The organism is Mycobacterium sp. 1164985.4, from assembly GCF_001668575.1.
Taxonomy (GTDB): Bacteria; Actinomycetota; Actinomycetes; order Mycobacteriales; family Mycobacteriaceae; genus Mycobacterium.
Genome location: NZ_LZMD01000079.1, coordinates 44291 through 69511 on the forward strand (window position 1 = coordinate 44291; position 25221 = coordinate 69511).

25 protein-coding genes and 2 tRNA genes are annotated in these 25221 nt (G+C 68.1%); 10 read left to right on the plus strand and 17 right to left on the minus strand.

Translation table 11 applies throughout. From position 1 onward, the window contains the following. Entirely contained in the window at positions 1-1641 is a 1641-nt protein-coding gene (locus A5650_RS16625; protein WP_067293677.1) for a DAK2 domain-containing protein, read from the minus strand. Between the two features lie 238 nt (positions 1642-1879). Here A5650_RS16625 and rpmB point away from each other — a divergent pair, with 238 nt between their 5' ends. Together rpmB and A5650_RS16635 are read left to right on the plus strand one after the other, a co-directional pair. Further along, on the plus strand, positions 1880-2074 hold the full coding sequence (gene rpmB, locus A5650_RS16630; RefSeq protein ID WP_067293680.1) for a 50S ribosomal protein L28: 195 nt from the start codon (positions 1880-1882) through the stop codon (positions 2072-2074). Between the two features lie 45 nt (positions 2075-2119). Then, positions 2120-2458, plus strand: coding sequence for a hypothetical protein (locus A5650_RS16635; protein WP_156744164.1), 339 nt, complete (start codon positions 2120-2122; stop codon positions 2456-2458). A 4-nt stretch (positions 2459-2462) separates the two neighbouring features. Here the strand turns inward: A5650_RS16635 and A5650_RS16640 are convergent, their stop codons facing one another. The 3 genes from A5650_RS16640 to A5650_RS16650 are packed head-to-tail and all read right to left on the minus strand — an operon-like array spanning position 2463 to position 4402. Next, the gene (locus A5650_RS16640; RefSeq protein ID WP_067293685.1) at positions 2463-3146 is read right to left on the minus strand and encodes a uracil-DNA glycosylase; all 684 of its coding nucleotides are present in this window, start codon (positions 3144-3146) and stop codon (positions 2463-2465) included. After that, positions 3143-3433: a DUF1330 domain-containing protein gene (locus A5650_RS16645; protein ID WP_067293688.1), complete on the minus strand. Its 291-nt coding sequence runs from the start codon at positions 3431-3433 to the stop codon at positions 3143-3145. Before A5650_RS16645 ends, A5650_RS16640 begins: the two co-directional genes overlap by 4 nt. A 15-nt stretch (positions 3434-3448) precedes the next feature. Further along, positions 3449-4402: a thiamine-phosphate kinase gene (locus A5650_RS16650; protein ID WP_067293691.1), complete on the minus strand. Its 954-nt coding sequence runs from the start codon at positions 4400-4402 to the stop codon at positions 3449-3451. A 114-nt stretch (positions 4403-4516) separates the two neighbouring features. Here A5650_RS16650 and A5650_RS16655 point away from each other — a divergent pair, with 114 nt between their 5' ends. Continuing rightward, positions 4517-4759: an Lrp/AsnC ligand binding domain-containing protein gene (locus A5650_RS16655; RefSeq protein ID WP_067293948.1), complete on the plus strand. Its 243-nt coding sequence runs from the start codon at positions 4517-4519 to the stop codon at positions 4757-4759. A gap of 9 nt (positions 4760-4768) precedes the next feature. Beyond that, positions 4769-5335 (plus strand): DUF3515 domain-containing protein, encoded by a 567-nt coding sequence (locus tag A5650_RS16660; RefSeq protein ID WP_067293694.1) that lies wholly within the window; start codon positions 4769-4771, stop codon positions 5333-5335. Between the two features lie 72 nt (positions 5336-5407). Here the strand turns inward: A5650_RS16660 and A5650_RS16665 are convergent, their stop codons facing one another. From A5650_RS16665 to A5650_RS16675, 3 genes are all read right to left on the minus strand, one after another. Then, positions 5408-6532 carry a D-alanine--D-alanine ligase family protein gene (locus A5650_RS16665; protein ID WP_067293696.1) on the minus strand — a complete coding sequence of 375 codons (1125 nt, stop codon included), beginning with the start codon at positions 6530-6532 and terminating at the stop codon, positions 5408-5410. Positions 6533-6593: 61 nt separating this feature from the next. Further along, positions 6594-7697 (minus strand): cystathionine gamma-lyase, encoded by a 1104-nt coding sequence (locus A5650_RS16670; RefSeq protein ID WP_067293700.1) that lies wholly within the window; start codon positions 7695-7697, stop codon positions 6594-6596. Between the two features lie 3 nt (positions 7698-7700). After that, the gene (locus tag A5650_RS16675; RefSeq protein ID WP_156744176.1) at positions 7701-8681 is read right to left on the minus strand and encodes an NAD(P)H-dependent glycerol-3-phosphate dehydrogenase; all 981 of its coding nucleotides are present in this window, start codon (positions 8679-8681) and stop codon (positions 7701-7703) included. A gap of 62 nt (positions 8682-8743) precedes the next feature. Between A5650_RS16675 and cofC the strand changes: the two genes are divergently transcribed. The 3 genes from cofC (at position 8744) to mutT1 (ending at position 12624) form a co-directional block, all read left to right on the plus strand. Further along, positions 8744-9388 (plus strand): 2-phospho-L-lactate guanylyltransferase, encoded by a 645-nt coding sequence (cofC, locus tag A5650_RS16680; protein WP_067293706.1) that lies wholly within the window; start codon positions 8744-8746, stop codon positions 9386-9388. A 53-nt stretch (positions 9389-9441) separates the two neighbouring features. Beyond that, entirely contained in the window at positions 9442-11631 is a 2190-nt protein-coding gene (locus tag A5650_RS16685) for an RNA degradosome polyphosphate kinase (protein WP_067293709.1), read from the plus strand. Between the two features lie 69 nt (positions 11632-11700). Beyond that, positions 11701-12624, plus strand: coding sequence for an 8-oxo-(d)GTP phosphatase MutT1 (mutT1, locus tag A5650_RS16690; RefSeq protein ID WP_067293713.1), 924 nt, complete (start codon positions 11701-11703; stop codon positions 12622-12624). Between the two features lie 127 nt (positions 12625-12751). Here mutT1 and A5650_RS16695 read toward each other — a convergent pair whose 3' ends face one another. The 3 genes from A5650_RS16695 to leuC form a co-directional block, all read right to left on the minus strand. Continuing rightward, positions 12752-13381, minus strand: coding sequence for an HU family DNA-binding protein (locus tag A5650_RS16695; RefSeq protein ID WP_067293717.1), 630 nt, complete (start codon positions 13379-13381; stop codon positions 12752-12754). Between the two features lie 190 nt (positions 13382-13571). Then, positions 13572-14168, minus strand: coding sequence for a 3-isopropylmalate dehydratase small subunit (leuD, locus tag A5650_RS16700; RefSeq protein WP_067293721.1), 597 nt, complete (start codon positions 14166-14168; stop codon positions 13572-13574). 15 nt (positions 14169-14183) lie between these two features. Beyond that, positions 14184-15644, minus strand: coding sequence for a 3-isopropylmalate dehydratase large subunit (gene leuC / locus A5650_RS16705; RefSeq protein ID WP_067293723.1), 1461 nt, complete (start codon positions 15642-15644; stop codon positions 14184-14186). 38 nt (positions 15645-15682) lie between these two features. On the opposite strand from leuC, the gene A5650_RS16710 reads away from it, so the two are divergent. Beyond that, positions 15683-16384, plus strand: a complete 702-nt coding sequence (locus A5650_RS16710) for an IclR family transcriptional regulator (protein ID WP_067293726.1) — start codon at positions 15683-15685, stop codon at positions 16382-16384. 35 nt (positions 16385-16419) lie between these two features. On the opposite strand, the gene A5650_RS16715 is transcribed toward A5650_RS16710, so the two are convergent. From A5650_RS16715 to A5650_RS16730, 4 genes are all read right to left on the minus strand, one after another. Continuing rightward, positions 16420-16492: transfer RNA gene (locus A5650_RS16715), tRNA-Glu, on the minus strand. Between the two features lie 62 nt (positions 16493-16554). Next, a tRNA-Gln gene (locus tag A5650_RS16720) sits at positions 16555-16629 on the minus strand. 118 nt (positions 16630-16747) lie between these two features. Continuing rightward, positions 16748-18229, minus strand: a complete 1482-nt coding sequence (gene gltX, locus A5650_RS16725) for a glutamate--tRNA ligase (protein WP_067293729.1) — start codon at positions 18227-18229, stop codon at positions 16748-16750. Beyond that, a complete protein-coding gene (locus A5650_RS16730) occupies positions 18226-19050 on the minus strand; it encodes a fumarylacetoacetate hydrolase family protein (RefSeq protein ID WP_067293732.1) in 825 nt (274 codons plus the stop codon). The genes gltX and A5650_RS16730 overlap by 4 nt, the downstream gene beginning before the upstream one ends. Before the next feature lie 105 nt (positions 19051-19155). Here A5650_RS16730 and A5650_RS16735 point away from each other — a divergent pair, with 105 nt between their 5' ends. After that, positions 19156-20361 carry an MFS transporter gene (locus A5650_RS16735; protein ID WP_067293735.1) on the plus strand — a complete coding sequence of 402 codons (1206 nt, stop codon included), beginning with the start codon at positions 19156-19158 and terminating at the stop codon, positions 20359-20361. A gap of 18 nt (positions 20362-20379) precedes the next feature. Here A5650_RS16735 and A5650_RS16740 read toward each other — a convergent pair whose 3' ends face one another. The 3 genes from A5650_RS16740 to serA are packed head-to-tail and all read right to left on the minus strand — an operon-like array spanning position 20380 to position 23589. Continuing rightward, positions 20380-20958 carry a hypothetical protein gene (locus tag A5650_RS16740; RefSeq protein WP_067293737.1) on the minus strand — a complete coding sequence of 193 codons (579 nt, stop codon included), beginning with the start codon at positions 20956-20958 and terminating at the stop codon, positions 20380-20382. Positions 20959-20983: 25 nt separating this feature from the next. Further along, positions 20984-21994 (minus strand): 3-isopropylmalate dehydrogenase, encoded by a 1011-nt coding sequence (locus A5650_RS16745; protein ID WP_067293740.1) that lies wholly within the window; start codon positions 21992-21994, stop codon positions 20984-20986. Between the two features lie 8 nt (positions 21995-22002). Further along, complete coding sequence (serA, locus tag A5650_RS16750) at positions 22003-23589, minus strand: phosphoglycerate dehydrogenase (RefSeq protein ID WP_067293743.1); 1587 nt, start codon at positions 23587-23589, stop codon at positions 22003-22005. 78 nt (positions 23590-23667) lie between these two features. Between serA and A5650_RS16755 the strand changes: the two genes are divergently transcribed. Further along, on the plus strand, positions 23668-25098 hold the full coding sequence (locus A5650_RS16755) for a phytoene desaturase family protein (RefSeq protein ID WP_197501901.1): 1431 nt from the start codon (positions 23668-23670) through the stop codon (positions 25096-25098). Positions 25099-25221: the final 123 nt, after the last annotated feature.

Here is a 25221-nt window from a genome sequence, read left to right on the forward strand (position 1 = left end):
TTACTCCACCCCGATCAGCAGCGCGTCGCCGCGGTGGCCGGTGTGGTAGGTGACCAGTTCGGCGCCGAGGTGGCGTTCGTGCACGTGCTGGCCGAGTGCGGCGGCGACGCCGCCGTCGACGCCGGCGCCGGTGAGGACGGTCACGAGTTCGCCGCCTGCGGACAGCAGCAGATCGATCAGGCCCGCTCCCGCGGCGACGAGGTCGTCACCCACGACCAGTACCTCGTCGCCGGAGATGCCGAGGCCGTTGCCCGGCTTGCACATGCCCGCCCAGGTGAGCGCCTCCTCGGTGGCGACACGCACCGACCCGTGGCGGGCACCGGCGGCCGCCCGGGCCATGGTGTAGCCGTCGTCGACGGCCTGCCTCGACTCGTCGTGGACCGCCAGCGCCGCCAACCCCTGCACCATCGATGCCGCGGGCACCGGCACGACGTCGATGCCCCAGCCCATCGCCGCCGTGCACCCGGCGACCAGTTCTTCGGCGGCGACGTAGCCGTTCGGCAGGATCATCGCTTGCCCGGCGTCGGCGTTGACGAGCGCGTGCAGCAGCTGTTTGGCGCTGACCGGTGCCTCCCCTTCGATCCGCAGCACGTGCGCGCCTTCACCGGCGAACAACTCCTCGGCGCCCTGACCGTCCACGACGGCAAGCACCGTGCGGCCTCGCGACCATCCGCCCGCGGGACGCGCACCGACGGTGCCGGTGAGCGCCGTGATCTGGATGCGGCTGGGCGCCCCCACGGCGAGGGCGGCCTCGACGGCGGCGCCCGCGTCGTCGGCGTGTACGTGCACGGAGTAGTGGCCGCCCCCCTCCGACGCGGCAGCGATCGCCACCGAGTCACCGAGGGTGTCCAGGTCGGCGCGGAGTCGCTCCACTCCCGCCGGATCACATCCGCTCAGCAGGTACATCACCTCGAACTGCGGTGCCTTGACGACGTGCACCCCGCCGGCATCGGCATGCGGCGATGGCGCAGGGACGTACGCAGCCCTGCGCACTGCGCGGCCCGTCAGCGTCGTGCTCATCGCGTCCAGCAGTACCAGCAACCCGCGGCCCCCGGCGTCCACCACGCCCGCGCGGGCCAGCACGTCGAGTTGGCCGGTGGTCCGGTCCAGCGACTGCGCGGCCGCATCGGCCGCCCTGAACACGACGTCGGGCAGCCCGGCGCGCTCGGCGGAGGCCCGCTCGGCGGCGTCGGCCGCGTCCTGGAGCACCGTGACGATGGTGCCGGGCACGGCCTCTCCCATCGAGCCGATGACCAGCACCACGGCGTGGCGAAGCGCGGCGGCGAACAGCGGCCCGTCTACCGCGGTCAGCCCGGCGCCGGGGTCCGAAACCGCCTCCGCGGTGACCTCGGCGACCGCCCGCAGGATCTGAGACAGGATCACGCCGGAATTGCCCCGCGCCCCGTGCAACGCCCCGCGCGCCAATGCTCCCGCGACCTCGGCGACGTCGTCGGTGTCGGGCAACGCGTGGGCCTGCGCCCATGCCGAACGCATGGTGAACAGCATGTTCGTGCCGGTGTCGGCATCGGCGACCGGGAAAACGTTGAGCCGATTGATCTCGTCGGTGTGGGTGATGAGATCACCGACCGCGGCGTGTGACCACTTCCGCAGCGTGGAGGCATCGAGCAGTCGAGCCGACATGCCTTACCTCCACCGAATGTGACGCCCCGCCGTGCGGGTCAGCCTAGCGATTGGAGCTGACAGCAACGGCAGGAAGTTGCGGCCGGTCGGTAGCCTGATCGTGGTCCGCGCGCCGCGCGGCGACGGCATTTTGGTGATCGTTGCGGCTGCCGGTATCCTGGTCGGGTTGTCGGGTCGAGCCGCGCCCGCCGCGGTGCAGCGGCCCGGACCCCCACGTACTGATCTGAGGAGTTCTGCAATGGCTGCCGTGTGCGATATCTGCGGGAAGGGACCCGGCTTCGGCAAGTCGGTCTCGCACTCCCATCGCCGGACCAGCCGTCGCTGGGATCCCAACATCCAGACCGTGCGCGCCGTCACCCGTCCCGGGGGCAACAAGCAGCGCATGAAGGTGTGCACGTCGTGCATCAAGGGCGGGAAGGTCTCGCGCGGCTGACGCAGGCGCGATTGCGGCGGCCACCCACCGGGTAGCCCCCGATGCATGACCTCTCGTGCAGCTGCAAGACCCATCCTGATCGCGCTGTCTGGATGTGCTCTGGCCCTATTGACCGCGTGCGGCGGCGGCGATTCCGCCGGTGACGAGCCGACGACCACGACGTCGACGACATCCGCCACCACGTCGGTCGAAGTGACCGTAAAGACCAGCGCGCCCGAGACCACCACAGCGGCGCCCGGAGTTCCGGCCACCACCACCGAGGGGAACGGCACCGCTGAGGTTCCGGTGCCCGACGTCCCGTCGCCGCCGGCGATCCCGGCCCCGCCGGAGATTCCCTCGCCTCCGCCGATCCCCTCACCGCCGCCGATTCCAGGCGTCGGATAGCCCTTTAGGGCAGCCGCCAGTCGATCGGCTCGGCGCCCATCTTCTCGAGCAGTTCGTTCGCGCGGCTGAACGGCCGCGACCCGAAGAACCCGCGCGACGCGGACAGCGGTGACGGGTGCGGCGATTCGATCGCAACACAGTCGGCGCCGTCCAGCATCGGTTTCAGCGTCGAGGCGTCGCGGCCCCACAGCACCGCGACCAACGGTTGCCTGCGCGCGGCGAGCGCGCGAATCGCGCACTCGGTCACGGCTTCCCATCCCTTCCCCCGGTGTGACGCCGGGTTGCCCGGGCGGACCGTGAGCACCCTGTTGAGCAACATCACGCCGCGCTCGGCCCACGGCGTCAGGTCGCCGGTGGCCGGCGCCGGATGGCCGAGGTCGTCGGCGTACTCCCTGAAGATGTTCTCCAGGCTGCGCGGGAGCGGCCGCACCTCGGGCGCCACCGAGAAGCTCAGACCGACGGCGTGCCCGGGTGTCGGATACGGGTCCTGACCGACGATCAGCACACGCACCCTGTCCATCGGAAAGGTGAACGCCCGCAACACGTTCTGACCGGCGGGCAGGTATCCGTTTCCGGCAGCCAGTTCGGCGCGCAAGAACTCGCCCATTTGCGCGACCTGGTCCGCGACCGGTTCCAGCGCCGCAGCCCAGCCCTGCTCGACGAGTTCGTGCAGCGGTTTGGCGGTCATCCGAGCCCCTCGATCAGCATCACCAACGAGTCGGCGCCGGCGTGGCGGTCCTTCGAGATCTCCTGATACTCGGGCGAGTTCGCCCACGCGCGGAAAGACGCTTCATCGGGGAACGACATCAACACGACCTTCTCGCGGTCCGATTCGCCCTCCAGAATCTGCGGCGACTCGTCGGCCGCGAGCAGCGTTCCCGAGTACCGGGTGAAGACGTCGAGGAAACGGGCTTGATAGCGGTCATACGCCGCACGGTCCGTGAACCTCAGCTGGGCGATGGCGTACACGGTCACGACTCGACACCCTAACTAGTCGAACGACTGCCACCCGGTATTCCCCTGCCACACCGCGCCGTCGACCGACACCCCCTGCGCGCCGTCGTGTGCCCGACCGATCACGCGCCACCCGGGCGGAGGCGCGTCGGCGAACGTCGCGACCAGCGCGTGGTCCTCCCCGCCCCCGAGAATCCACGACCAGGCATCGGCGCCCACCGCTTCTGCCGCGCCGGCAAGTGCGTCATGGTCGCCGGCCAACGCGGCGGTGGACAGGTCGATGCCGACACCGGATGTCTCGGCGATGTGGCCGAGGTCGGCCAGCAACCCGTCCGACACGTCGGTCATCGCGGTGGCACCACTCTCGGCGGCGACGCGACCCTGCCCGTACGGCGGCCGCGGCGCGACGTGACGCCTGCGCAGTTCATCGAATCGTTCGATGCCGTTGCGCCACAACTCGAATCCGGCGGCTGAGCGGCCGAGATCACCGGCGACTGCTACCACGTCACTGGGGCCGGCCCCGCCGCGTCGCACGGGCTCCCGGCCCTCGAGGTCGCCGAGCACGGTCACCGAGATCACCCACTGCGGAGCGCTGACAAGGTCGCCGCCTGCGATGCCCGCGCCCATCGACTCGGCCTCCTGCCACATGCCGTCGGCCAGCGCCAAGACCTGCTCTGCGGGTGTGTCCGACGGTGCGCCGAACGCGACGACGAAGGCGGTCGGCCGCGCACCCATCGCTTCGATGTCGGCCGCGTTCTGCGCGATCGACTTGCGCCCCACGTCGTTCGGCGTCGACCAGTCCAACCGGAAGTGCCGGCCGGCCACCAGCATGTCCGTGGACACGACCGTCCTGCCGTCGGGCGCGAACAGTACGGCGGCGTCGTCACCGGGCCCCACCGCGACGGCGTCCGGCTGGCGACGGCCGGCCAGCAGCCGCGCGATCACCGCGAACTCCCCCACCTGCGCCAGGGTCTCGGCATCGGACGCCATGTCACCTCCTGTCGCGGCCTTGTCCGTTTCGTGCTGGCCTGAACGCCGGGCGCACCTGCGGTACGTTAAGCGCCTGCGGCGTGGAGTCTATGCAGCGATGTGGAGGGACAGCGGGTGGTCGAGGCTTTCATGCTGATTCAGACCGAAGTGGGCCGCGCCGAGGTCGTCGCCAAACAACTCGCCGCGCTTCCCGGGGTGGTGTCCGCCGAGTACGTGACGGGTCCGTACGACGTGGTCGTACGCGTCGCTGCGGACACCCTGGTCGATCTCAAAGCCACCGTGGTCCCCAACGTCCAACAGGTCGCCGGTATCACCAGGACGCTGACCTGTCCGATCGCCAACGGAGCGCATCACTAGAGTTGGCCCGTGGATTCGGAGACCGGTGACGGGCCGCCTCGCGCGCTGCTGGTCACCGCCCTGGTGGTGGCGGTGGCGGGAATCGTGGCGGTCCTGACGATCGCCGTGATGCGCCAGGAATCGGCGCCGCAACGACCGGTTCCCGTGGCCGCCGTGCCCGCACCCGCGGCCACGAGTTCGCAGTGCGCCGACCTGCTCGCGGACCTCCCGGACGAGCTGGGCGATCAGGCCCGCGCGCCGCTGGCCGATCCGGCGCCCCCGGGCGCGGCGGCGTGGCGCGCCGAGGGCGGAGGCGAGCCGATCGTCCTGCGCTGCGGGGTGGAGCGGCCCGCCGAGTTTGTCGCGGGCGCACCGGTGCAGGTGGTCGACGATGTGCAGTGGTTCCGGGTGAGCGAGCCCGGCGCCGAGGCGACGGAGGTCGACCAGGCACGCAGCACGTGGTTCGCCGTCGACCGTGGGGTGTATGTCGCGTTGACGTTGCCCCAGGGTTCCGGCCCGACGCCGATTCAGCTGCTGTCCGCGGCGATCGCCAAGGCGTTACCCGCCAAGCCCGTCGTCCCGGGCCCGCCGCGTTGACTCTGCGGCGAGGGTGCCGATTACCCACCGAACGGCGCCGTGGACGCAGAGTCAACGAGAAGGTGTTGTAGGTCAGCGCAGCCCGGTACCGCGGTTGAGCGCGGTCTGCACCATTGTGGCCAACAGGGTCGGATAGTCGACGCCGCTGGCGGCCCACATTCTCGGGAACATCGAGATGGTGGTGAAACCCGGCATGGTGTTGATCTCGTTGATGACGGGACCGTCGTCGGTGAGGAAGAAGTCGACGCGGGCCAGGCCCTGACAGTCGATGGCGTTGAACGCCTGGATCGAGAGCGCACGCACGGCCTCGGCGACATCGTCGTCGACCTTGGCGGGCACGTCGAGTTCGGCCGCGTCCTCGAGGTATTTCGTCGCGAAGTCGTAGAAGCCGTCCTCGCGGCCGCGCACGCCGGCGACGCGGATCTCGCCGAGCGCGCTGGCCTCGACCCGTCCGTCGGGGAATTCGAGCACGCCGCATTCCAGTTCGCGCCCCGGCACCGCGGCCTCGACGATCACCTTCGGATCGTGCCTGCGGGCCTGGTCGATCGCCTGCGGCAGCTGGTCCCAGGCCGTCACCCGGCTCACGCCGATCGACGAGCCGCCGCGCGCCGGTTTGACGAAGACCGGAAGGCCCAGCCGCTCGCGCGCCTCAAAGGTCAGCGTGTCCTGGCGGGGCCGCAGCACCTCGTGATCGCCGATCGGAAGAGCGGATGCGCCCAGCAGCTTCTTGGTGAACTCCTTGTCCATGCCGACGGCGCTGGCCAGCACACCCGCCCCGACGTAGGGCACACCAGCGAGCTCGAGCAGGCCCTGGATCGTGCCGTCCTCGCCGTACGGGCCGTGCAGAACCGGAAAGACGACGTCGACCGCCGCCAGGATCTCCCCCGCTCCCCGGCCGAGCGACAGCAGCTGCCCGCCGCGGCCCGGATCGGCCGCCAGCGCCAGTTCGGTGCCCGACGCGGCAGTCACCTCAGGCAGGTGGCCGTCGGTGATCGCGAGGGTGTCCGGCCGCGCATCGGTCAACATCCACGCCCCCCGCGGGGTGATGCCGACCGGGACAACGTCGAAGCGCTGCGGATCGAGATTGCGCAGGATGCTGCCTGCGGAGACGCACGAAATCGCGTGTTCGGAACTGCGTCCGCCGTAGACGACGGCAACCCGGACGCGTCCGGTGCCGGGGTCATGGCGGGCAGTCACAACCTGCAGAGGCTACCGTCATCGCCGTCGGCCGGCCCGCCCGCGATGGCCGTCGGCGCTATCAGCCCAGCGCCTGCTCGATATCGGCGATCAGATCGTCGGTGTCCTCGATGCCGAGCGAGATCCGTGCGAACCCGTCGCTGACGTCGTCGCCCCAGCGGGCGCGACGGTCCACCGACGTGTGGATCCCGCCGAAGCTCGTCGAGGCGATCAGCAGCGCGCTGCGCTCGACCAGGGCGTGTACGGCGGCGGCGTCGGCCAACTCGACGGCGATCAGGCCGCCGAACCTCTTCATCTGTGCGCAAGCGATCCGGTGCGACGGGTCGTCGGGCAGGCCGGGGTAACGCACCACCCGCACTGCGGGGTGTGCGTGCAGCGCCACGGCCAGCGCCGCCGCGTTGTGGCACTGCCGCTCGAACCGCAGGCCCGCGGTGCCGAGGCTGCGTAACAGCAGCCACGCCTCGAACGCGCCGAGAACGGCGCCCGAGCGCAGTCGTTCGGTGGCCACCGCGTCCATCAGGTCGGTGTGCGCGCTGGCGACATATCCGGCGAGGAGGTCGCTGTGGCCCGACAGCGCCTTGGTCGCGCTGGCCACCACCACGTCCGCGCCCAACGAAAGTGGCTGCTGCCCGAACGGTGTTGCGGTGGTGTTGTCGATGACCAGCGTCGCGCCGCGGCTGCGACACTGCATCGCGAGCTGGTGCAGATCAACGACATCGAGCCCTGGATTGGTCGGGCTCTCGGCGAGTACCACATGCGCGTCCGCAGAGGCAGCGCACAGCTCGCCCGCGGTCGCGGCAACCACCGTGACACCCTGCGCGGCAAGGTATTCCGATGCATAGTCGCGGACCTGGTAGTACCCGTCGGCAGGTACGACGAGCTTGCCCCCAGGCTTGACCAGCGCGCGCAGGACGGAGGTGATCGCGGCCATCCCCGACCCGAAGGCCAACGCGGCCGGCGCCCCTTCGAGCTGCGCGAGCGCCGCCTCGACGAGGCGCCATGTCGGATTTGACCCGCGCCCGTAGGTGTCCGGCGATTCCGACTCGTCCGGCGACAGGTGGAAGGTGGTTGCCGGAACGGGTGACGGCGCCACCGCCTGACCCGGGATCGCTTCCGAAGCAACCGCTTTCACGCTCCGGGTGGAATCGCCGTAGTGACCGTCCACCGGTCACTCCGGCTTCGTGCTGCGCCCGAGCAACAAGGCGACGGCCTCGTCGACCGACAAACCCCTGTGGCACACCCGGAATACCGCGTCGGTGAGCGGCATCTCGACGTCGTAGCTCTCGGCCAACGCGAGCACCGATTGACACGACGCGACACCCTCGGCGACGTGGCCGCCGGTTGCGCGCATCGCCGATTCCATCGTGCCGCCCCGGCCCAGCCGCATCCCGAACGAGCGGTTGCGCGACTGCGTCGACGTACACGTCGCGACCAGGTCACCAACGCCGGCCAGGCCTGCCAGGGTCGCGGGCTTGGCGCCCAACGCGATTCCCAGCCGCATGATCTCGGCCAGCCCGCGGGTGATGATCGCTGCCGCGGTGTTCTCCCCCAGCCCGACTCCGGCGGCCATGCCGGACGCGAGCGCGATGACGTTCTTGCATGCGCCGCCGACCTCGGCGCCGATGACGTCGGCATTGGTGTACGGGCGGAAGTACGCGGTCGAGAGCGCGCGCTGCAACGCCACGGCCCGTCCGGAGTCACTGCAGGCCACGACCGTGGCCGCCGGTTGCTCGTCGGCGATCTCGCTGGCGAGGTTCGGCCCGGACACCACCGCGACGCGCAATGGGTCGGCGCCGGTCATCTGGATGATCACCTGGCTCATGCGCATGAGCGTGTCGAGTTCGATGCCCTTGGCCAGACTCACCAAGGTGACTTCGTCGTTGATCAGTCCCGACCACTGTTCGAGGTTGGCTCGTAGTGTTTGGGCGGGCACCGCGAACAGCACCGTGCATGCGCCGTCCAGCGCCTCGGCCGCATCGGCGGTGGCCCGGATCGTCTTGGGCAGTTCGGTGTCACCCAGATATCGGGTGTTGCGATGCGTGTCGTTGATCTCGTCGGCGACGTCGGTGTGCCGAGCCCAGATCCTCACCTCGTTGCCCGCGTCGGCGAGCACCTTGGCCAGTGCACTACCCCACGCACCGGCCCCCATCACCGCCGCTTCGACCACGCCTTCAGGGTAACGCGCGCGACAGTGCTGGCAGGATGACGGATATGAGCGGTTCACCGGATGCCGACATCGGGTTGGTGATCGCGGTAAAACGACTCGCAGCGGCCAAGACCCGGTTGGCCCCCGTCTTCTCCGCGAGCACCCGCGAAAGGGTCGTTGTGGCGATGCTGATCGATACGATCACCGCCGCGTCCGCGGTCCCAGCGGTGCGCTCGATCACCGTCGTCACACCGGATGAGGGTGCCGCCGAGGCGGCGGACCGACTCGGGGCCCGAGTGCTCACCGACCCCACCCCCGACGGCCACCGCGATCCGTTGAACAACGCGATCGCCGCGGCCGAAGCCGAGGTTCGGCACGAGACACCGAACGTCCTTGTGTTGCAAGGTGATTTACCCGCCCTGCAGACCCATGAACTGGCGGCGGCCGTCGCCGACGCCCGCCGACACCCACGAAGTTTCGTCGGCGACCGGCACGGCAGCGGCACGTCGGCGTTGTTCTCCTTCGGGGTCGCGCTGAACCCGCAGTTCGGCGCGGACTCCGCGCAACGGCACCGCAGTTCCGGTGCGCTCGAGCTCACCGGCGCATGGCCGGGGCTGCGCTGCGACATCGACACACCCGATGACCTGCTGGTTGCGCGCCAGCTCGGTGTCGGTGCCGCGACTGCAGCGGCCATCGGCGCTTCGGGGTGAACAGTTCGTAGCGCGCTGGCACCAAGGGCGTTGGATGGGGGATCATCTGAGGCATGACCAAAGCCGGGATCGAGGTTCGCGACAACGACAGCGAACCGACCGCTGCGAACATCCGGCCGATGCCGTCGGACTCGCGCGACTCAGCGCCGGAGGCGCCTCCGGCGGCCACGGCGCCCGCGGTCGAGAACGCGCTGCCCGAAGATCGTTACCTGAACCGTGAACTGAGCTGGCTCGACTTCAACGCCCGGGTGCTCGCACTGGCTGCCGATCCGTCGCTGCCGCTGCTCGAACGCGCGAAGTTCCTCGCGATCTTCGCCTCGAATCTCGACGAGTTCTACATGGTCCGCGTCGCCGGGCTGAAGCGGCGCGACGAGATGGGGCTCTCGGTGCGCTCCGCGGACAACCTCTCCCCGCGCGAACAGTTGCGGCGCATCAACGAGCGAACGCAACACCTCGCGGACCGACACGCGCACGTGTTCCTCGATTCGGTGCGCCCCGCGCTGGCCGACGAGGGCATCGTGATCGTCACCTGGGCCGAACTGGACGAAGCTGAACGCGCTCGGCTGTCCACCTATTTCCACGAACAGGTGTTCCCGGTCCTCACGCCGCTCGCAGTCGATCCGGCCCACCCGTTCCCGTTCGTCAGTGGCCTCAGCCTGAACCTCGCGATCACCGTCAAACATCCCGATGACGGCGGGCAGCACTTCGCCCGAGTGAAGGTGCCCGACAACGTCGAACGCTTCGTCGAACTGGCCGTGCGCGAGGGCGATGCGAAGATCGTGCGCTTCCTTCCGATGGAGGAACTGATCGCGGCGTTCCTGCATGTGCTGTTCCCGGGGCTGGAGATCGTCGAGCACCACGCCTTCCGCATCACGCGCAACGCCGATTTCGAGGTCGAAGAGGACCGCGACGAAGACCTGCTGCAGGCCCTCGAGCGCGAACTCGCGCGGCGCCGGTTCGGTTCACCGGTGCGGTTGGAAGTTTCCGACGACATGACCGAGAGCATGCTCGAGTTGCTGCTCCGCGAGCTCGACGTCGCGCCGGGTGACGTCATCGAAGTGCCCGGTCTGCTCGATCTGTCCTCGCTCTGGCAGATCTACGATCTCGATCGCCCCGGGCTCAAGGATCGGCCGTTCGTGCCTGCGACACCGCCGGCGTTCGGCGAGCGGGAGACGCCGAAGAGCATTTTCTCGACGCTGCGCGACGGCGACGTGCTGGTGCACCATCCATATGACTCGTTCTCCACCACCGTGCAGCGGTTCATCGAACAGGCCGCGGCGGATCCGAACGTGCTGGCGATCAAGCAGACGCTGTACCGCACGTCGGGCGACTCCCCAATCGTCAACGCGCTCATCGACGCTGCGGCCGCGGGTAAGCAGGTCGTCGCGCTCGTAGAGATCAAGGCGCGATTCGACGAACAGGCCAATATTCAATGGGCGCGCGCGCTGGAGCGTGCAGGCGTGCACGTGGTGTACGGACTCATCGGGCTCAAGACCCATTGCAAGACGTGTCTGGTGGTGCGCCGGGAGGGTTCACTGATCCGGCGCTACTGCCATATCGGCACCGGGAACTACAACCCGAAAACCGCGCGCTTGTACGAAGACATCGGGTTGATGACGGCCGCACCCGACATCGGCGCGGACCTCACCGACCTGTTCAACTCGTTGACGGGCTACTCGCGCAAGGACTCGTACCGCAACCTTCTGGTGGCGCCCCAGGGTGTCCGCAGGGGCATCATCGACCGCATCGAGCGCGAGATCGCCGCCACCCGCGACGGCGCCGACGGGCGGATCAGGCTGAAAGCCAATGCGTTGGTGGACGAGCAGGTCATCGACGCGCTGTACCGCGCATCACAGGCCGGTGTGCGGGTGGAGGTGGTGGTCCGGGGCATCTGTGCGCTACGCCCCCACGCCCCTGGGTATTCGGACAACATCGTCGTCCGCTCGATCCTCGGCCGGTTCCTCGAACATTCACGGATCATTCATTTCCGCGGCATCGACGAATTCTGGATCGGCAGCGCCGACATGATGCACCGCAATCTCGATCGGCGCGTCGAGGTGATGGCCGAAGTCAAGGATCCGCGACTGAAGGCAGAACTCCATGAGATCTTCGAGTCGGCGATGGACCCAGCGACCCGGTGTTGGGAGTTGGGCATCGACGGTAAGTGGACAGCCTCGCCGCAGGAGGGTCAGACGGTTCGCGATCATCAGGTCTCGTTGATGGAACGCCACCGGCAACCATGACGGAACTCCTCAGCGACCGAATTGCCCGAGAAGGGCCGCGGGTGCCCGGAATGATCTGCAGGAGTTGAGTTGCCGAAGCGGACATCCGAGACCGGCTCAGATGCGAAGACGATCCTGGCCGCGGGCGCGGTGCTGTGGCGTCCGAACGGTCAGCCCGATGCGCCCGAGGTCGCGCTGATCCACCGTCCTCGCTATGACGACTGGTCGCTGCCGAAGGGGAAGGTGGACCCCGGTGAGACCGAACCCGTCGCGGCCGTGCGTGAGGTGTGCGAAGAAACCGGGTACGCCGCGCATCTCGGACGGCGGCTCGCGTCGGTGAGCTATCCCGTCGAGCAGGGTAAGAAGAAGGTGCGCTACTGGGCGGCCCGCCAGATCCGCGGCGAGTTCCGCCCGAACGACGAGGTCGACGAGCTCAAGTGGTTACCCGTTCCGGCGGCCATCAAACAGCTGGACTATCCCCAGGACCGAAAGGTTCTGCGCCGCTTTGCGAAGAATCCGGCCGATACCAAGACGGTGCTGATCGTCCGTCATGCCACTGCGGGCAGCAAGTCGCGGTTCAAGGGTGACGACCGCGAACGGCCGTTGGACAAGAACGGGCGCGCGCAGGCGCAGTCTCTCGTCGGCTTGTTGCTCGCCTTCGGCGCCGACCATCTGTTCGCCGCCGACAGGGTCCGCTGCGTCTCGACATTGGAACCGTTGGCCGACGAGCTCGGCACGACCATTCGTCGCGACGAGTTGTTGACCGAGGAGTCCTACGCCGACAACCGCAAAGCGGCTCGGCAGCGCTTCCTCGAGATCGCCGACACCCCAGGCACACCGGTGATCTGCACCCAGGGGAAGGTGATCCCCGACCTCATCGAGTGGTGGTGCGAGCGCGACGGCATCCGGCCCGACAAGTCGCGCAACCGCAAGGGCAGCACCTGGGTGCTGTCGCTGGCCGACGGTCAACTGATCGCGGCCGACCACATGGGCAGCCCCCTCGCGGCCAAATGACGCGCATCTGTTGAATACAAAATTCGGGCCGGCGCGGGCCCGGAAAGATTGAGCCGTAGATGTTTTGGGCGGCCGAAAACACGAAAACGCCGTGGGTCGCGAGGACCCACGGCGTCTCGGGTTGAAACTACTTGCGGCCGCGCTTGGCCGGCGCCTTGCGGGCCGGAGCCTTCTTCGCGGTCTTCTTGGCTGCCGTCCGCTTGGTCGCGGCCTTCTTGGCCGGTGACTTCTTCGCGGCGGACTTCTTGGCCGGTGACTTCTTGGCGGCGGTCTTCTTGGCCGCCGTCCGCTTGGTCGCGGCCTTCTTGGCCGGTGACTTCTTGGCGGCGGTCTTCTTGGCCGCCGTCCGCTTGGTCGCGGCCTTCTTGGCAGGCGCCTTCTTCGCGGCCGACTTCTTGGCCGGCGCCTTCTTGGCAGCCTTGCGGGCACTTCCCGCGGTGACGCCTCTCTTCACTGCTGGTCCTTCCGCCGGGAGGCGCTGCGCCCCAGAGACAACGGCTTTGAACTGTGCGCCGGGTCGGAATGCCGGCACGGAGGTGGGCTTGACCCTTACGGTCTCGCCGGTGCGCGGGTTACGCGCGACGCGGGCTGCGCGGCGGCGCTGTTCGAAAACGCCGAAGCCGGTAATGGTGACGCTGTCACCCTTGTGAACCGCACGCACGATGGTGTCAACGACATTCTCCACCGCGGCGGTAGCCGACCGACGATCCGAGCCCATTTTCTCCGTGAGTACGTCGATGAGCTCTGCTTTGTTCATGCATAACCTCCGGAAACCAGTGGCCCTCTTTGGACCGACTAGAGGACACGGTAAACCCATTCCCTATTGATTTCCAAGAGCCACGCGCAGTTTCAGGCGAAGCCAGCGAACTTTCTTGCCCCCCTTGACCTCCAGAGGGGGCCCCCGAGAACCGGGGTCAGAGGCGGTGATTTCGGCTCACCGGCGGCCGTTATCCGGTCGGCAGAGTCCGGGGTTTCCAGTCCGGCCTACGTGCTTCATAAGCTTCGATCTCGTCGCGTTTGCGCAGCGTAAGGCCTATATCGTCGAGCCCCTCCAGCAATCTCCAAGCCGTATAGTCGTCAATTCTGAACGGCACCATGACCGTTCCGGCGACGATGGTCCGATCTTGAAGATTCACAGTGATTTCCAGGCCTGGTTGCTCCTCGATGAGCTTCCATAAAATTTCTACATCATCTTGCGGAATTTCGGCCGCCAGGAGCCCGGCCTTGCCCGCATTGCCCCGAAAGATGTCGGCGAAGCGGGACGAGATGACGACCCGGAAGCCGTAATCCATAAGTGCCCACACGGCATGTTCGCGTGAAGAACCGGTGCCGAAATCGGGCCCCGCGACCAATACCGAACCCTTGTCGAAGGGCGGCAGATTCAAAACGAACGACGGGTCGTTGCGCCAGGCGGCGAACAAACCGTCCTCGAAACCCGTTCGTGTAACTCGCTTCAGGTAGACGGCCGGGATGATTTGGTCGGTGTCGACATTGGACCGGCGCAAAGGAACGCCGATGCCGGTGTGGGTGCGGAAAGCCTGCATGGCTTCTTGCTCCTATCAGTCAGTCAGGTCGGCGGGTGAGGACAGCGTGCCGCGCACCGCGGTGGCTGCCGCGACGGCGGGCGACACCAGATGGGTACGGCCACCCTTTCCTTGCCTGCCCTCGAAATTCCGGTTCGAGGTCGACGCGCACCGTTGGCCCGGCGACAGCTGATCGGGGTTCATGCCGAGACACATCGAACAACCCGCCTGACGCCACTCCGCGCCGGCCGCGGTGAAGATCTCGCCGAGGCCTTCGGATTCGGCCTGCAGACGCACGCGCATGGACCCCGGCACCACCAGCATGCGCACCCCGTCGGCGACCCTGCGGCCGCGCAACACATCGGCGACCACCCGCAGATCCTCGATGCGGCCGTTGGTACACGAGCCGACGAAGACGGTGTCGACGGCGATGTCCCGCATGGCCGTACCGGGCCGAAGGTCCATGTAGGCCAATGCCTTTTCGGCCGCCTGGCGCTCACCCTCGTCGAACATCAGTTCCGGATCGGGAACCGAATCCGACAGCGGCACCCCCTGACCGGGGTTGGTCCCCCACGTGACGAAGGGGCTCAGCGTCGAGGCGTCGATGTAGACCTCGGTGTCGAACTCGGCGCCCTCATCGGTGCGAAGGCGGCGCCATGCGGCGACCGCCTCATCCCACTGCGCACCTTTCGGAGCGTGCGGACGCCCACGCAGGAACTCGAACGTGGTGTCGTCGGGGGCCACCATGCCGGCGCGCGCGCCGGCCTCAATGCTCATGTTGCAGATCGTCATCCGGCCCTCCATCGACAGCGATTCGATCGCGCTGCCGCGGTATTCGATGACGTGTCCCTGTCCGCCGCCGGTGCCGATCTTCGCGATCACCGCGAGGATGATGTCTTTCGCGCTGACCCCCTCGGGCAGTTCGCCGTCGACGTTGACCGCCATCGTCTTGAACGGTCGTAATGGAAGCGTCTGCGTGGCGAGGACGTGTTCGACCTCCGACGTCCCGATCCCCATCGCCAGCGCACCGAACGCACCATGCGTCGACGTATGGCTGTCGCCGCACACGACCGTCATACCGGGCTGGGTCAAACCGAGCTGCGGTCCGATGATGTGCACGATGCCCTGCTCGGCATCGCCCATCGGGTGTAGCCGGATACCGAACTCTTCGCAGTTGCGCCGAAGCGTCTCCACTTGTGTGCGCGACACGGGGTCCGCGATCGGCTTGTCGATGTCGATCGTCGGCACGTTGTGGTCCTCGGTGGCGATCGTCAGATCCGGCCGACGCACCGGACGCCCAGCCAACCGCAGACCGTCGAACGCCTGAGGACTGGTCACCTCATGAACGAGGTGCAGGTCGATGTAGATCAGATCGGGTTCACGCGCCGCGCCTTCGCCGCCGCCTTCGACGACGACGTGATCGGCCCACACCTTCTCGGCCATCGTGCGTGGCTTGTCGATGCGCTCGCGAGCTGCACCGGAAACATCGATCGACATCTTGACTATCTCACAATCTGGGACGCTAGTATCTCTCTATGAGACAGGATAGCGGCATCGGCGTATTGGACAAAGCCGTGGGCGTGCTGCACGCGGTCGCCGATTCGCCGTGCGGGCTGGCCGAGCTGTGCGAGCGCACGGGTCTACCGCGCGCCACGGCCCACCGCCTCGCCGCGGGCCTGGAAACCCACCGGCTGCTGGCGCGCAACGGCGACGGCCGCTGGCTTCTCGGACCCGGCCTGACCGAATTGGCCGGGCAGGTCAGCGATCCGCTCGTGGCCGCCGGGGCCGTGGTGCTGCCCCGATTGCGCGAGATCACCGGTGAGAGCGTGCAGCTCTACCGACGCGAGGGCACGTCCCGGGTCTGTGTGACGGCGCTGGAACCGCCTGCCGGGCTGCGCGATACGGTGCCGGTCGGCAGCAGGCTGCCGATGACCGCCGGGTCCGGCGCGAAGGTTCTGCTGGCTTACGCCGACGCGGCGACCCAACAGGCCGTGCTCCCCTCGGCGAAGTTCACCGAGCGCACGCTCGCCGAGGTCCGCAAGCGCGGTTGGGCGCAGAGTGCTGCCGAACGTGAGCCGGGTGTGGCGAGCGTCTCGGCGCCGGTGCGTGATGGGCGCGGCGATGTGATCGCGGCGATCTCGGTGTCCGGGCCGATCGACCGAATGGGCCGGCGGCCGGGCGCGCGGTGGGCCGCCGATCTGTTGGCCGCTGCCGAGGCGCTGACCCGCCGCCTCTGAAGGGGATGAGCGCATACCGCGCTCCGCGTAATTTGTACCCCCGATGGGATTCGAACCCACGCTACCGCCGTGAGAGGGCGGCGTCCTAGGCCGCTAGACGACGGGGGCTAGAACTGGTTTCCGGATCGCCAGCATATCTCAGCGAGATTTGTCGGCCTAATCACGGTCGTTGGCTGGGGTACCAGGACTCGAACCTAGAATGGCTGAACCAGAATCAGCTGTGTTGCCAATTACACCATACCCCAAAGGCTTCCCGTAACCGCTGGTCACGGACCCTTTCCGGTCCCCTCGCACGGCGGGCGGAACCCGTCGTGCGTAGTACCGGACCGACGTGCAGACTACCAAAGATTTTCGGCTGCTTTTTCACGCCTCGGCTTGCGCCGCCGCGTGCTCACGCCCGGCGCGCAGTCGGTCCAGGCTGCGTTCGCGGCCCAGCAGGTCAAGCGATTCGAAGAGTGGCGGGCTGACCGACGCGCCGGTGGCGGCGACCCGGATCGGGCCGAACGCCTTACGCGGCTTGAGCCCGATGCCGTCGAGCAGCGCCTCCTTCAGCGCCGCCTCGATCGCCTCTGTGGTCCAGTCACCACTGCCCTCGAGCGCGGCCAACGCGGCGTCGAGCACGGGCACGGCCTCCGCGCGCAGCTCCTTGGCTGCTGACTTCTCGTCGAGCGCGAAGTCCGCGTCGTTGAGGAACTTCAGCAGATCCCATGCGTCACCCAGCACCACGATGCGCGTTTGCACCAGCGCGGCGGCCTCGGCGAAGCGCTTGTCGTCGAGGCCCGTGTCGTGACCGTGTTCGGCGAAGTACGCGCGCAGCCGAGCGGTGAAATCCTCCTCGGTCAGCATCCGGATGTGTTCGGCGTTCAGCGCGTCGGCCTTCTTCTGGTCAAACCGGGCCGGATTCGAGTTGACGTCCGCGACGTCGAACGCCGCCACCATCTCGTCGAGGCTGAACACATCCCGATCTTCCGCAATTCCCCAGCCGAGCAGGGCCAGGTAGTTCAACAACCCCTCGGGGATGAAGCCCCGCTCACGGTGCAGGAACAGGTTCGACTGGGGATCGCGTTTGGACAGCTTCTTGTTTCCGTCGCCCAGAACGCTTGGCAGGTGGGCGAACTCGGGGATCCGCTCAGCCACGCCGATCCGCATCAGCGCTTGATACAACGCAATCTGGCGCGGCGTCGACGACAGCAGGTCCTCGCCGCGTAGCACGTGGGTGATCTTCATCAGCGCGTCGTCGACCGGATTCACCAAGGTGTACAACGGTTCCCCGTTACCGCGGGTGAGCGCGAAATCGGGTACCGACCCGGCGGGGAACGTCGTTTCCCCCCGGACGAGGTCGCGCCAGCCGATGTCGCCGTCCGGCATCTTCAGCCGCACCACCGCGCGCCTGCCTTCGGCTCGGAACGTCGCCCGCTGCTCCTCGGTCAGGTCGCGGTCGAAATTGTCGTAGCCGAGTTTGGGATTGCGCCCGGCGGCCAGGTGGCGCGCTTCGACTTCCTCTGGCGTGGAGAACGACTCGTACGCGTCACCGGACTCGACCAGCCGGGCGATCACGTCGCGGTACAGGTCGAGCCGCTGCGACTGGCGGTACGGCTCGAAAGGACCGCCGACTTCGGGACCCTCGTCCCAGTCCAGACCCAGCCACCGCAGCGCGTCGAGTATGGCGCGGTAGCTCTCCTCGGAATCGCGCGCCGAGTCGGTGTCTTCGATGCGGAACACGAAGGTGCCGCCGGTGTGGCGAGCGTAGGCCCAGTTGAACAATGCGGTGCGGATGAGGCCGACGTGCGGGGTGCCCGTGGGAGATGGGCAGAACCGCACCCGGACGGTGTTCTCACTGGTCATGACTTCCCCTTGCGCACAACAGGATTCGTCAACGTTCCGATGCCTTCGATGGTGATGCTTACGGTGTCGGAGTCCTCGATCGGTCCGACACCCTCCGGCGTTCCGGTGAGGATCAGGTCGCCGGGCAGCAGCGTCATCACCCGGGAGATCCACTCCACGATCGCACCGACGTCGTGAATCATCATCGACGTCCGGCTGTTCTGCTTGACCGCACCGTTGACCTCCGTACGGATCTCGAGGTCCGAGGGGTCGACGTCGGTGACGATCCACGGTCCGATCGGGCAGAACGTGTCATGTCCCTTCGCGCGGGTCCACTGGCCGTCCTTCTGCTGCTGATCGCGGGCCGAGACGTCGTTGGCGATCGTGTAGCCGAGGATGTTCTCCGCAGCGCGCGCGGCGGGCACGTCCTTGCACGGCCTGCCGATGACCGCGGCCAGCTCACCTTCGAAATGCACCGGGTTCGCATCGGCGGGCAGCTGGATCGGCACGTTCGGGCCGATGATCGCGGTATTCGGTTTCATGAAGATGATCGGTTCGTCGAACGTGCGGGGGTCGGGACTCGTGCCGCCATGGCTTTTCGCCGCCGCGGCCATCTCCTCGATGTGCGCGGCGTAGTTCTTGCCGACGCACACCACCTTGGTCGCCAGGATCGGGGCGAGGAGGCGGACGTCGGCCAGCGGCCACTGCCTGCCCGTGAACTGTGGATTGCCGAACGGGTGCTCGGCGATCTCCCTCGCGATCGCCTGCGCGGGGTCATCGGGGGGACCCTCGACGCTGACGAAGGCGACCCCGTCGGGACTGGCGATTCGGCCTAGACGCATGGCGTTCAGCCTAGTGTGCGTGGTCATCTGGGTCGCCGACCGCCTGTATCTCATATTATGAGATACAGATTCAGCATCGTGGGATCGTTGTGCCACCATGGACGGATGCCCGTCGAGTCGCTCACCACCGCCCGGCGGTGGTCGATGTTGGCCGTTGCGCTGGCGGCGACGACGAGCGCCAACGTCTTCATCAACGGTGCGGCGTTTCTCATTCCGACGCTGCACACCGAACGCGGGCTCGACCTCGCTGCGGCGGGCCTGCTTTCGGGCATGCCGAGCCTCGGGCTGGTCATCACGCTGATCGCGTGGGGCTATATCGTCGACCGCGTAGGCGAGCGCATCGTCTTGACGGTCGGTTCGGTGTTGATTTCCGCGGCCGCGTTCGCCGCCGCGCTCTCGGAATCGCTGGTCGCCGTGGGGGCCTTCCTTCTGCTCGGCGGCATGGCGGCCGCAAGCAGCAACTCGGCCAGCGGCCGGTTGGTGGTCGGCTGGTTTCCGGTCGAACAACGCGGCCTGGCCATGGGGATCCGGCAGACGGCCACACCCCTCGGAGTCGGGTTGGGAGCGCTGGTGATTCCGCGACTTGCGCAGAGCCATGGCGTGTCGGGGGCGCTGCTCTTTCCCGCTGTGGTGTGCGCGGTGTCGGCGCTGGTGTGCTTGGTGGCGGTGATTGACCCGCCACGGCCGCCACGATCGGAGGCGCCGGTCGAACACCTCGCGAATCCCTACCGAGGTTCCTCGGTGTTGTGGCGGATCCACGCTGTTTCGGTGCTGCTCGTCGTGCCGCAGGCCGTCGTATGGACGTTCACGCTGGTTTGGTTGATGACCGAACGTGGTTGGTCAGCCGGCTCGGCGGGCGTCATCGTCATGGTGGCCCAATTGCTCGGCGCGGGCGGACGGATCGCGGCCGGGCACTGGTCCGATCGGCTCGGGCAGCGGCTGCGCCCGATCCGCACGATCGCCGCCGCCGCGGCGTTCAGCATGGGCGCGCTGGCGCTGTTGGACTTTCTGGAGTCTCCTGTCGCCGTGGCCGCGATGGTGATCGCGTCGGTGATCACGGTGTCAGACAATGGTTTGGCGTTCACCGCCATCGCCGAGATCGCAGGCCCGTTCTGGAGCGGTCGGGCTTTGGGCACACAGAACACCAGCCAGCATCTCGCGTCGGCGGCGGCCGCCCCGTTGTTCGGCGGGTTGATTGGGGTGGCGGGATACCCGGCGGCGTTCGCGGTGAGCGCGTTGCTGCCGATCGTGGCGATAAGGATCGTTCCGCAGGACACCGAGGCCACGGCAAATACTGCACCCGGACCGTGATTTCCGTCGCGGAGAGCGCTAGGACGGCTGTCGCGGCAGAACCAGGAGTGCGGCGCACAGGAAGCACAGCGCACCGACGAACGTCCCGACGTTGGCGAGCTTCGCGTCCTCGGGCACTCCGCTTCCGCTCACGTAGGCGCCCGCTGCCGACACGCCGAACGCCAGGCAGCCCACGAGGTTGACCCACTCCGCCTGCCAGTCACGCGACTTCAGTTCGACAACGCCGACGGCGACGGTCACCGCGACGACGCCGAGCACGCCGCTGATCAGAAACGCCGTCGAGCCGATCGCGTCCGGCGCCCACACCAGGCGCCGCTCCGGCTCCACCGCATGCGCCCACAATGCGGCTCCGGTACTGATGTTGAACAGGACGGTGCCCGCGGACTGCGTGGCCGCAGAAAGCCATCCGACGCCCAACATCGGCTTGGCCAACACCAACTGCATCCAGCCGGCGGTCGTGAAAAACCACGATCCGATGAAGCACAGCAGGTTAGTAAGACCCGCGCCGGCGAGCGCCGACGCTCCCGGCGCGGTCGCGATTGCGAAGAACGCGGAGCCGATCGCGAATAGCCAGCACTGGCGTCGAAGTGTCGCCATGCCTTTTCGTCTACGCGATTGCGATCTACAGGTACGACGCGATCCGGTCGCCGACCTGTGTCGTCGAGAGCTTCTCGTCGCCGCGCGTGGCCAGATGCTGTTCGACTGCCTTGTCGACGCGGGCCGCCGCGTCGTACTCCCCCACGTGCGCCAACAGCAGCGCGACCGACATGATCGCGGCTGTCGGGTCCGCGATGTTTTGGCCCGCGATGTCGGGGGCGCTGCCGTGGACGGGCTCGAACATCGACGGGTTGGTCCGCGTGGCGTCGATGTTGCCGCTCGCGGCCAGGCCGATACCGCCACACACCGCCGCGGCTAGATCGGTGACGATGTCGCCGAACAGGTTGTCGGTGACGATCACATCGAAACGGCCCGGGTCCGTGACGAGGTGAATGGTCGCGGCGTCGACGTGTTGGTAGGCGACCTCGACGTCTCCGAAGTCTGCGGCAACCTCCTGAACCGTGCGCCACCACAACGCGCCGGCGTACGTCAGCACGTTGTTCTTGTGCACCAGCGTCAGATGCTTGCGGCGCTGCTGTGCGCGCACGAACGCGTCGGCCACCACGCGCCGCACGCCGAAGGCGGTGTTGACGCTGACCTCGGTGGCGATCTCGTGCGGTGTGCCGACGCGGATCGCGCCGCCGGTGCCGGTGTAGGGACCCTCGGTCCCTTCGCGCACGACGACGAAGTCGATCTCCGGATTGCCCGCAAGCGGACTGCTCACGCCGGGGTACAAACGGCCGGGCCGCAGGTTGATGTGGTGGTCGAGTTCGAATCGGATGCGCAGCAGCAGACCACGTTCGAGCACACCGCTGGGCACCGACGGATCGCCGATCGCCCCGAGCAGGATCGCGTCGTGTCCGCGCAGTTCGCCGAGCACCGAATCGGGCAGCACCTCGCCGGTGGCGTGGTAGCGGCGCGCGCCGAGGTCGTACGGCGTCTTGTCCACACCGGGGAGCACCGCGTCGAGAACCTTGACGGCCTCGCCGACGACCTCCGGGCCGATGCCGTCGCCGGCGATGATCGCCAGTTTCATGCCGGAACTCACGACAGATCAACCACTTTCAGCAGCTTCGCGCCGACCTCCTCGGCGATCGTGGACCGCACATCGTCGGGGACGTCACGGTCGATGCGCAGCAGGATCGTGGCGCCCGGTCCTTCGGCGTCCTCGCTCAACTGGGCCGCGTGGATGTTGATGTTCGCCGATCCGAGGATGGTGCCGATCTTGCCCAGCGTGCCCGGGCGGTCGACGTAACTGACGATCAGGTACACACCCTCGGCCCGCAGATCGAAGTTGCGCCCGTTGATCTGGACGATCTTCTCCACCAACTGCGGTTCCGTCAGCGTGCCCGCGACATTGGCGGTCGTCCCGTCGGCGTATACCGCGCGCACGTCCACCACGCTGCGGTGGCTGGGACTCTCGCTGGCGGTGCTGATCTCGGCCTCTACCCCTCGTTCGGCGGCCAGGGCAGGCGCGTTGACGAACGTCACGGGATCCTCGATCACGGCCGAGAACAGTCCCCGCAGCGCCGAAAGACGCAGTACCTCAACGTCTTCGGCGGCGAGCTCACCCTTTACCTGAACCGCCAGCGAGACTGGCAGCTCATCACACAACACTCCGACCAGTAGGCCGAGCTTGCGAACCAGATTCAGCCAGGGCGCGACCTCTTCGCCGACGACTCCCCCGCCGACGTTGACCGCGTCGGGCACGAACTCGCCCGCCAGGGCCAACTTGACGCTGACCGCGACGTCGGTTCCCGCCCTGTCCTGGGCCTCGGCGGTCGACGCCCCCAGGTGCGGGGTCACCACCACCTGCGGCAGGTCGAACAGCGGGCTCTCGGTCGTCGGCTCCTTGGCGAACACGTCGAGGCCCGCACCCCGCACATGCCCCGAGCGCACCGCATCGGCCAGCGCCTCCTCGTCGATGAGGCCGCCGCGCGCGGCGTTGACGATGATCACGCCGGGCTTCGTCTTCGCCAGCGCCTCCTTGCCGATCAGCCCCGCGGTCTCCGGTGTCTTCGGCAGGTGCACGGAGATGAAGTCCGCCTGCGCCAAGAGGTCGTCGAGGCTCAGCAACTCGATCCCGAGCTGCGCGGCACGCGCGGCCGATACATAGGGGTCGTAGGCCACGATGTGGGCGCCAAAGGCCGCCAGCCGCTGGGCCACCAACTGCCCGATGCGGCCCAGGCCCACCACCCCCACGGTCTTGCCGTAGATCTCGGTGCCCGAGAACGACGAGCGCTTCCAGGTGTGTGCGCGCAGCGAGGCATCGGCGGCCGGAATCTCGCGCGCCGCGGCCAGCAGCAGGGCCAGGGCGTGCTCGGCGGCGCTGTGGATGTTCGAGGTCGGAGCGTTGACCACCAGCACACCGCGGGCGGTGGCGGCGTCGACGTCGACGTTGTCGAGGCCCACCCCGGCGCGGGCGACGATCTTGAGTTTCGGCGCGGCCGCGAGCACCTCGGCGTCGACGGTCGTCGCGGACCGCACCAGCAGGGCGTCGGCCTCGGACACCGCGGCCAGCAGCTTCGGCCGGTCCGGGCCGTCGACCCAGCGGACTTCGACCTGGTCACCGAGGGCGGCAACCGTCGATTCGGCCAATTTGTCGGCGATCAATACAACGGGCAGACTCACGCGGTCAGCCTAATGGGCTTGAATGTTCGGGTGGTGGGCGGGAGAAACGCAGCGGCGCCGGGCGCGGGAACCTCCGGTGTGGATGTCACCGTCGTCGGCAGCGGACCCAACGGTTTGGCGGCGGCCGTCATCTGCGCAAGGGCCGGGTTGTCGGTCCAGGTGCTCGAGGCGCAACCGACCCTCGGAGGCGGCGCGCGCACTCTCGCCGACCCCGAGTTCCCCGGCGTCTCCCACGACATCTGCTCCGCCGTGCACCCGCTTGCGCTGGCATCGCCGTTCCTGGCCGAATTCGACCTGCCCGCCCGCGGCGTGACCCTGCGGGTGCCCGACGTCTCCTACGCCAATCCGCTGCCGGGTGCGCGCTCCGCTGTCGGATATCACGACCTCGACCGCACCGTCGCCGAGCTCGAGCACGGGCCTTCGTGGCGTCGGCTGTTCGGCCCCATGGTCGACCGCGACGACGCGGTCCTCGACTTGCTGCTGGGCGACAAGCGCTCGATCCCGACCAACCCGATCGTGGCCGTGCAGGTGGCGAGCCGGCTGCTCGAACAAGGCACACCCGCCTGGAGCGCACTGTCCGGCGAGGACGCGCGCGCACTGTTCAGCGGCGTTGCGGCACACGTGATCTCGCGCATGCCGTCGTTGGTGTCGGCGGGTGGCGGCCTCATGCTGGCCACGCTCGCGCACACCGTCGGCTGGCCCATCCCGGTCGGTGGCAGCCAAGCCATCGTCGATGCCCTGATCGAGGATCTGCGGGCCCACGGCGGCGTGGTCATCCCCGGCCAAGAGGTCACCGAACCGCCCGGCGGTGTGACGCTCTACGACACCGCACCCACCGCGCTGGCCGACATCTACGGCGACAAGCTGCCCCAGCGCTATGCGAAAGCCCTTCAGCGATACCGGTTCGGCCCCGGCGTAGCCAAGGTCGACTTCGTGCTCTCGGAGGACGTGCCGTTCACCGATGAACGCCTGCGCCGAGCGCCCACGCTGCACATGGGGGGCACCCGGGAGCAGATGGCGCACGCCGAAAGGGAGGCCGCCGCCGGCCGGCACCCCGAGTGGCCGATGGTGCTCGCCGCGTTGCCGTACCTGGAGGATCCGGGCCGCATCGACGCCAACGGCCGACGCCCGCTGTGGACCTACGCGCACGTGCCGAGCGGGTCGACGGTCGACCAGACCGAACGGGTCGCCGAGATCTTCGAACGCTTCGCGCCCGGCTTCCGCGACACGGTCGTCGCCGTCCGGTCCGTCCCCGCCGCACGGCTGTCCGAGCACAACGCCAACCTCGTCGGCGGCGACATCGGTGTCGGCGGCAACACCTTGATCCATGCGCTGGCGGGTCCGACGCCTCGGCTCAACCCGTGGAGCACCCCGATCCCGGGCGCTTATCTGTGCTCGTCGGCCACACCTCCGGGCGGCGGGGTGCACGGGATGTCCGGCTACTTCGCCGCACGCACGGTGCTGCGCCGCGAGTTCGGCATCAAGAAGATGCCCCCGCTATCGCCCTGATCTCGACGCGAACTCCGTCGGAAATCGATGCAAGTTCGATGCGTAGGGGTGGACAGAAGGGGTACCCCGATTGAGTTCGGCCGATTCGGGTACTTGCATCGCATCGAGTGAAGGGGACGCTGC

Bases quoted from the DNA above. Each gene is read 5' to 3' on its own strand.
- A5650_RS16730 (WP_067293732.1), bottom strand. From the start codon at position 19,050: ATGCGTCTAGGCCGAATCGCCAGTCCCGACGGGGTCGCCTTCGTCAGC.
- A5650_RS16625 (WP_067293677.1), bottom strand. From the start codon at position 1,641: ATGTCGGCTCGACTGCTCGATGCCTCCACGCTGCGGAAGTGGTCACAC.
- leuD (WP_067293721.1), bottom strand. From the start codon at position 14,168: ATGCAGGCTTTCCGCACCCACACCGGCATCGGCGTTCCTTTGCGCCGG.
- A5650_RS16675 (WP_156744176.1), bottom strand. From the start codon at position 8,681: ATGGGGGCCGGTGCGTGGGGTAGTGCACTGGCCAAGGTGCTCGCCGAC.
- rpmB (WP_067293680.1), top strand. From the start codon at position 1,880: ATGGCTGCCGTGTGCGATATCTGCGGGAAGGGACCCGGCTTCGGCAAG.
- A5650_RS16695 (WP_067293717.1), bottom strand. From the start codon at position 13,381: ATGAACAAAGCAGAGCTCATCGACGTACTCACGGAGAAAATGGGCTCG.
- leuC (WP_067293723.1), bottom strand. From the start codon at position 15,644: ATGTCGATCGATGTTTCCGGTGCAGCTCGCGAGCGCATCGACAAGCCA.
- A5650_RS16635 (WP_156744164.1), top strand. From the start codon at position 2,120: ATGACCTCTCGTGCAGCTGCAAGACCCATCCTGATCGCGCTGTCTGGA.
- A5650_RS16650 (WP_067293691.1), bottom strand. From the start codon at position 4,402: ATGGCGTCCGATGCCGAGACCCTGGCGCAGGTGGGGGAGTTCGCGGTG.
- A5650_RS16710 (WP_067293726.1), top strand. From the start codon at position 15,683: ATGAGACAGGATAGCGGCATCGGCGTATTGGACAAAGCCGTGGGCGTG.
- A5650_RS16640 (WP_067293685.1), bottom strand. From the start codon at position 3,146: ATGACCGCCAAACCGCTGCACGAACTCGTCGAGCAGGGCTGGGCTGCG.
- gltX (WP_067293729.1), bottom strand. From the start codon at position 18,229: ATGACCAGTGAGAACACCGTCCGGGTGCGGTTCTGCCCATCTCCCACG.
- cofC (WP_067293706.1), top strand. From the start codon at position 8,744: ATGAGCGGTTCACCGGATGCCGACATCGGGTTGGTGATCGCGGTAAAA.
- A5650_RS16685 (WP_067293709.1), top strand. From the start codon at position 9,442: ATGACCAAAGCCGGGATCGAGGTTCGCGACAACGACAGCGAACCGACC.
- A5650_RS16735 (WP_067293735.1), top strand. From the start codon at position 19,156: ATGCCCGTCGAGTCGCTCACCACCGCCCGGCGGTGGTCGATGTTGGCC.
- A5650_RS16745 (WP_067293740.1), bottom strand. From the start codon at position 21,994: ATGAAACTGGCGATCATCGCCGGCGACGGCATCGGCCCGGAGGTCGTC.
- A5650_RS16740 (WP_067293737.1), bottom strand. From the start codon at position 20,958: ATGGCGACACTTCGACGCCAGTGCTGGCTATTCGCGATCGGCTCCGCG.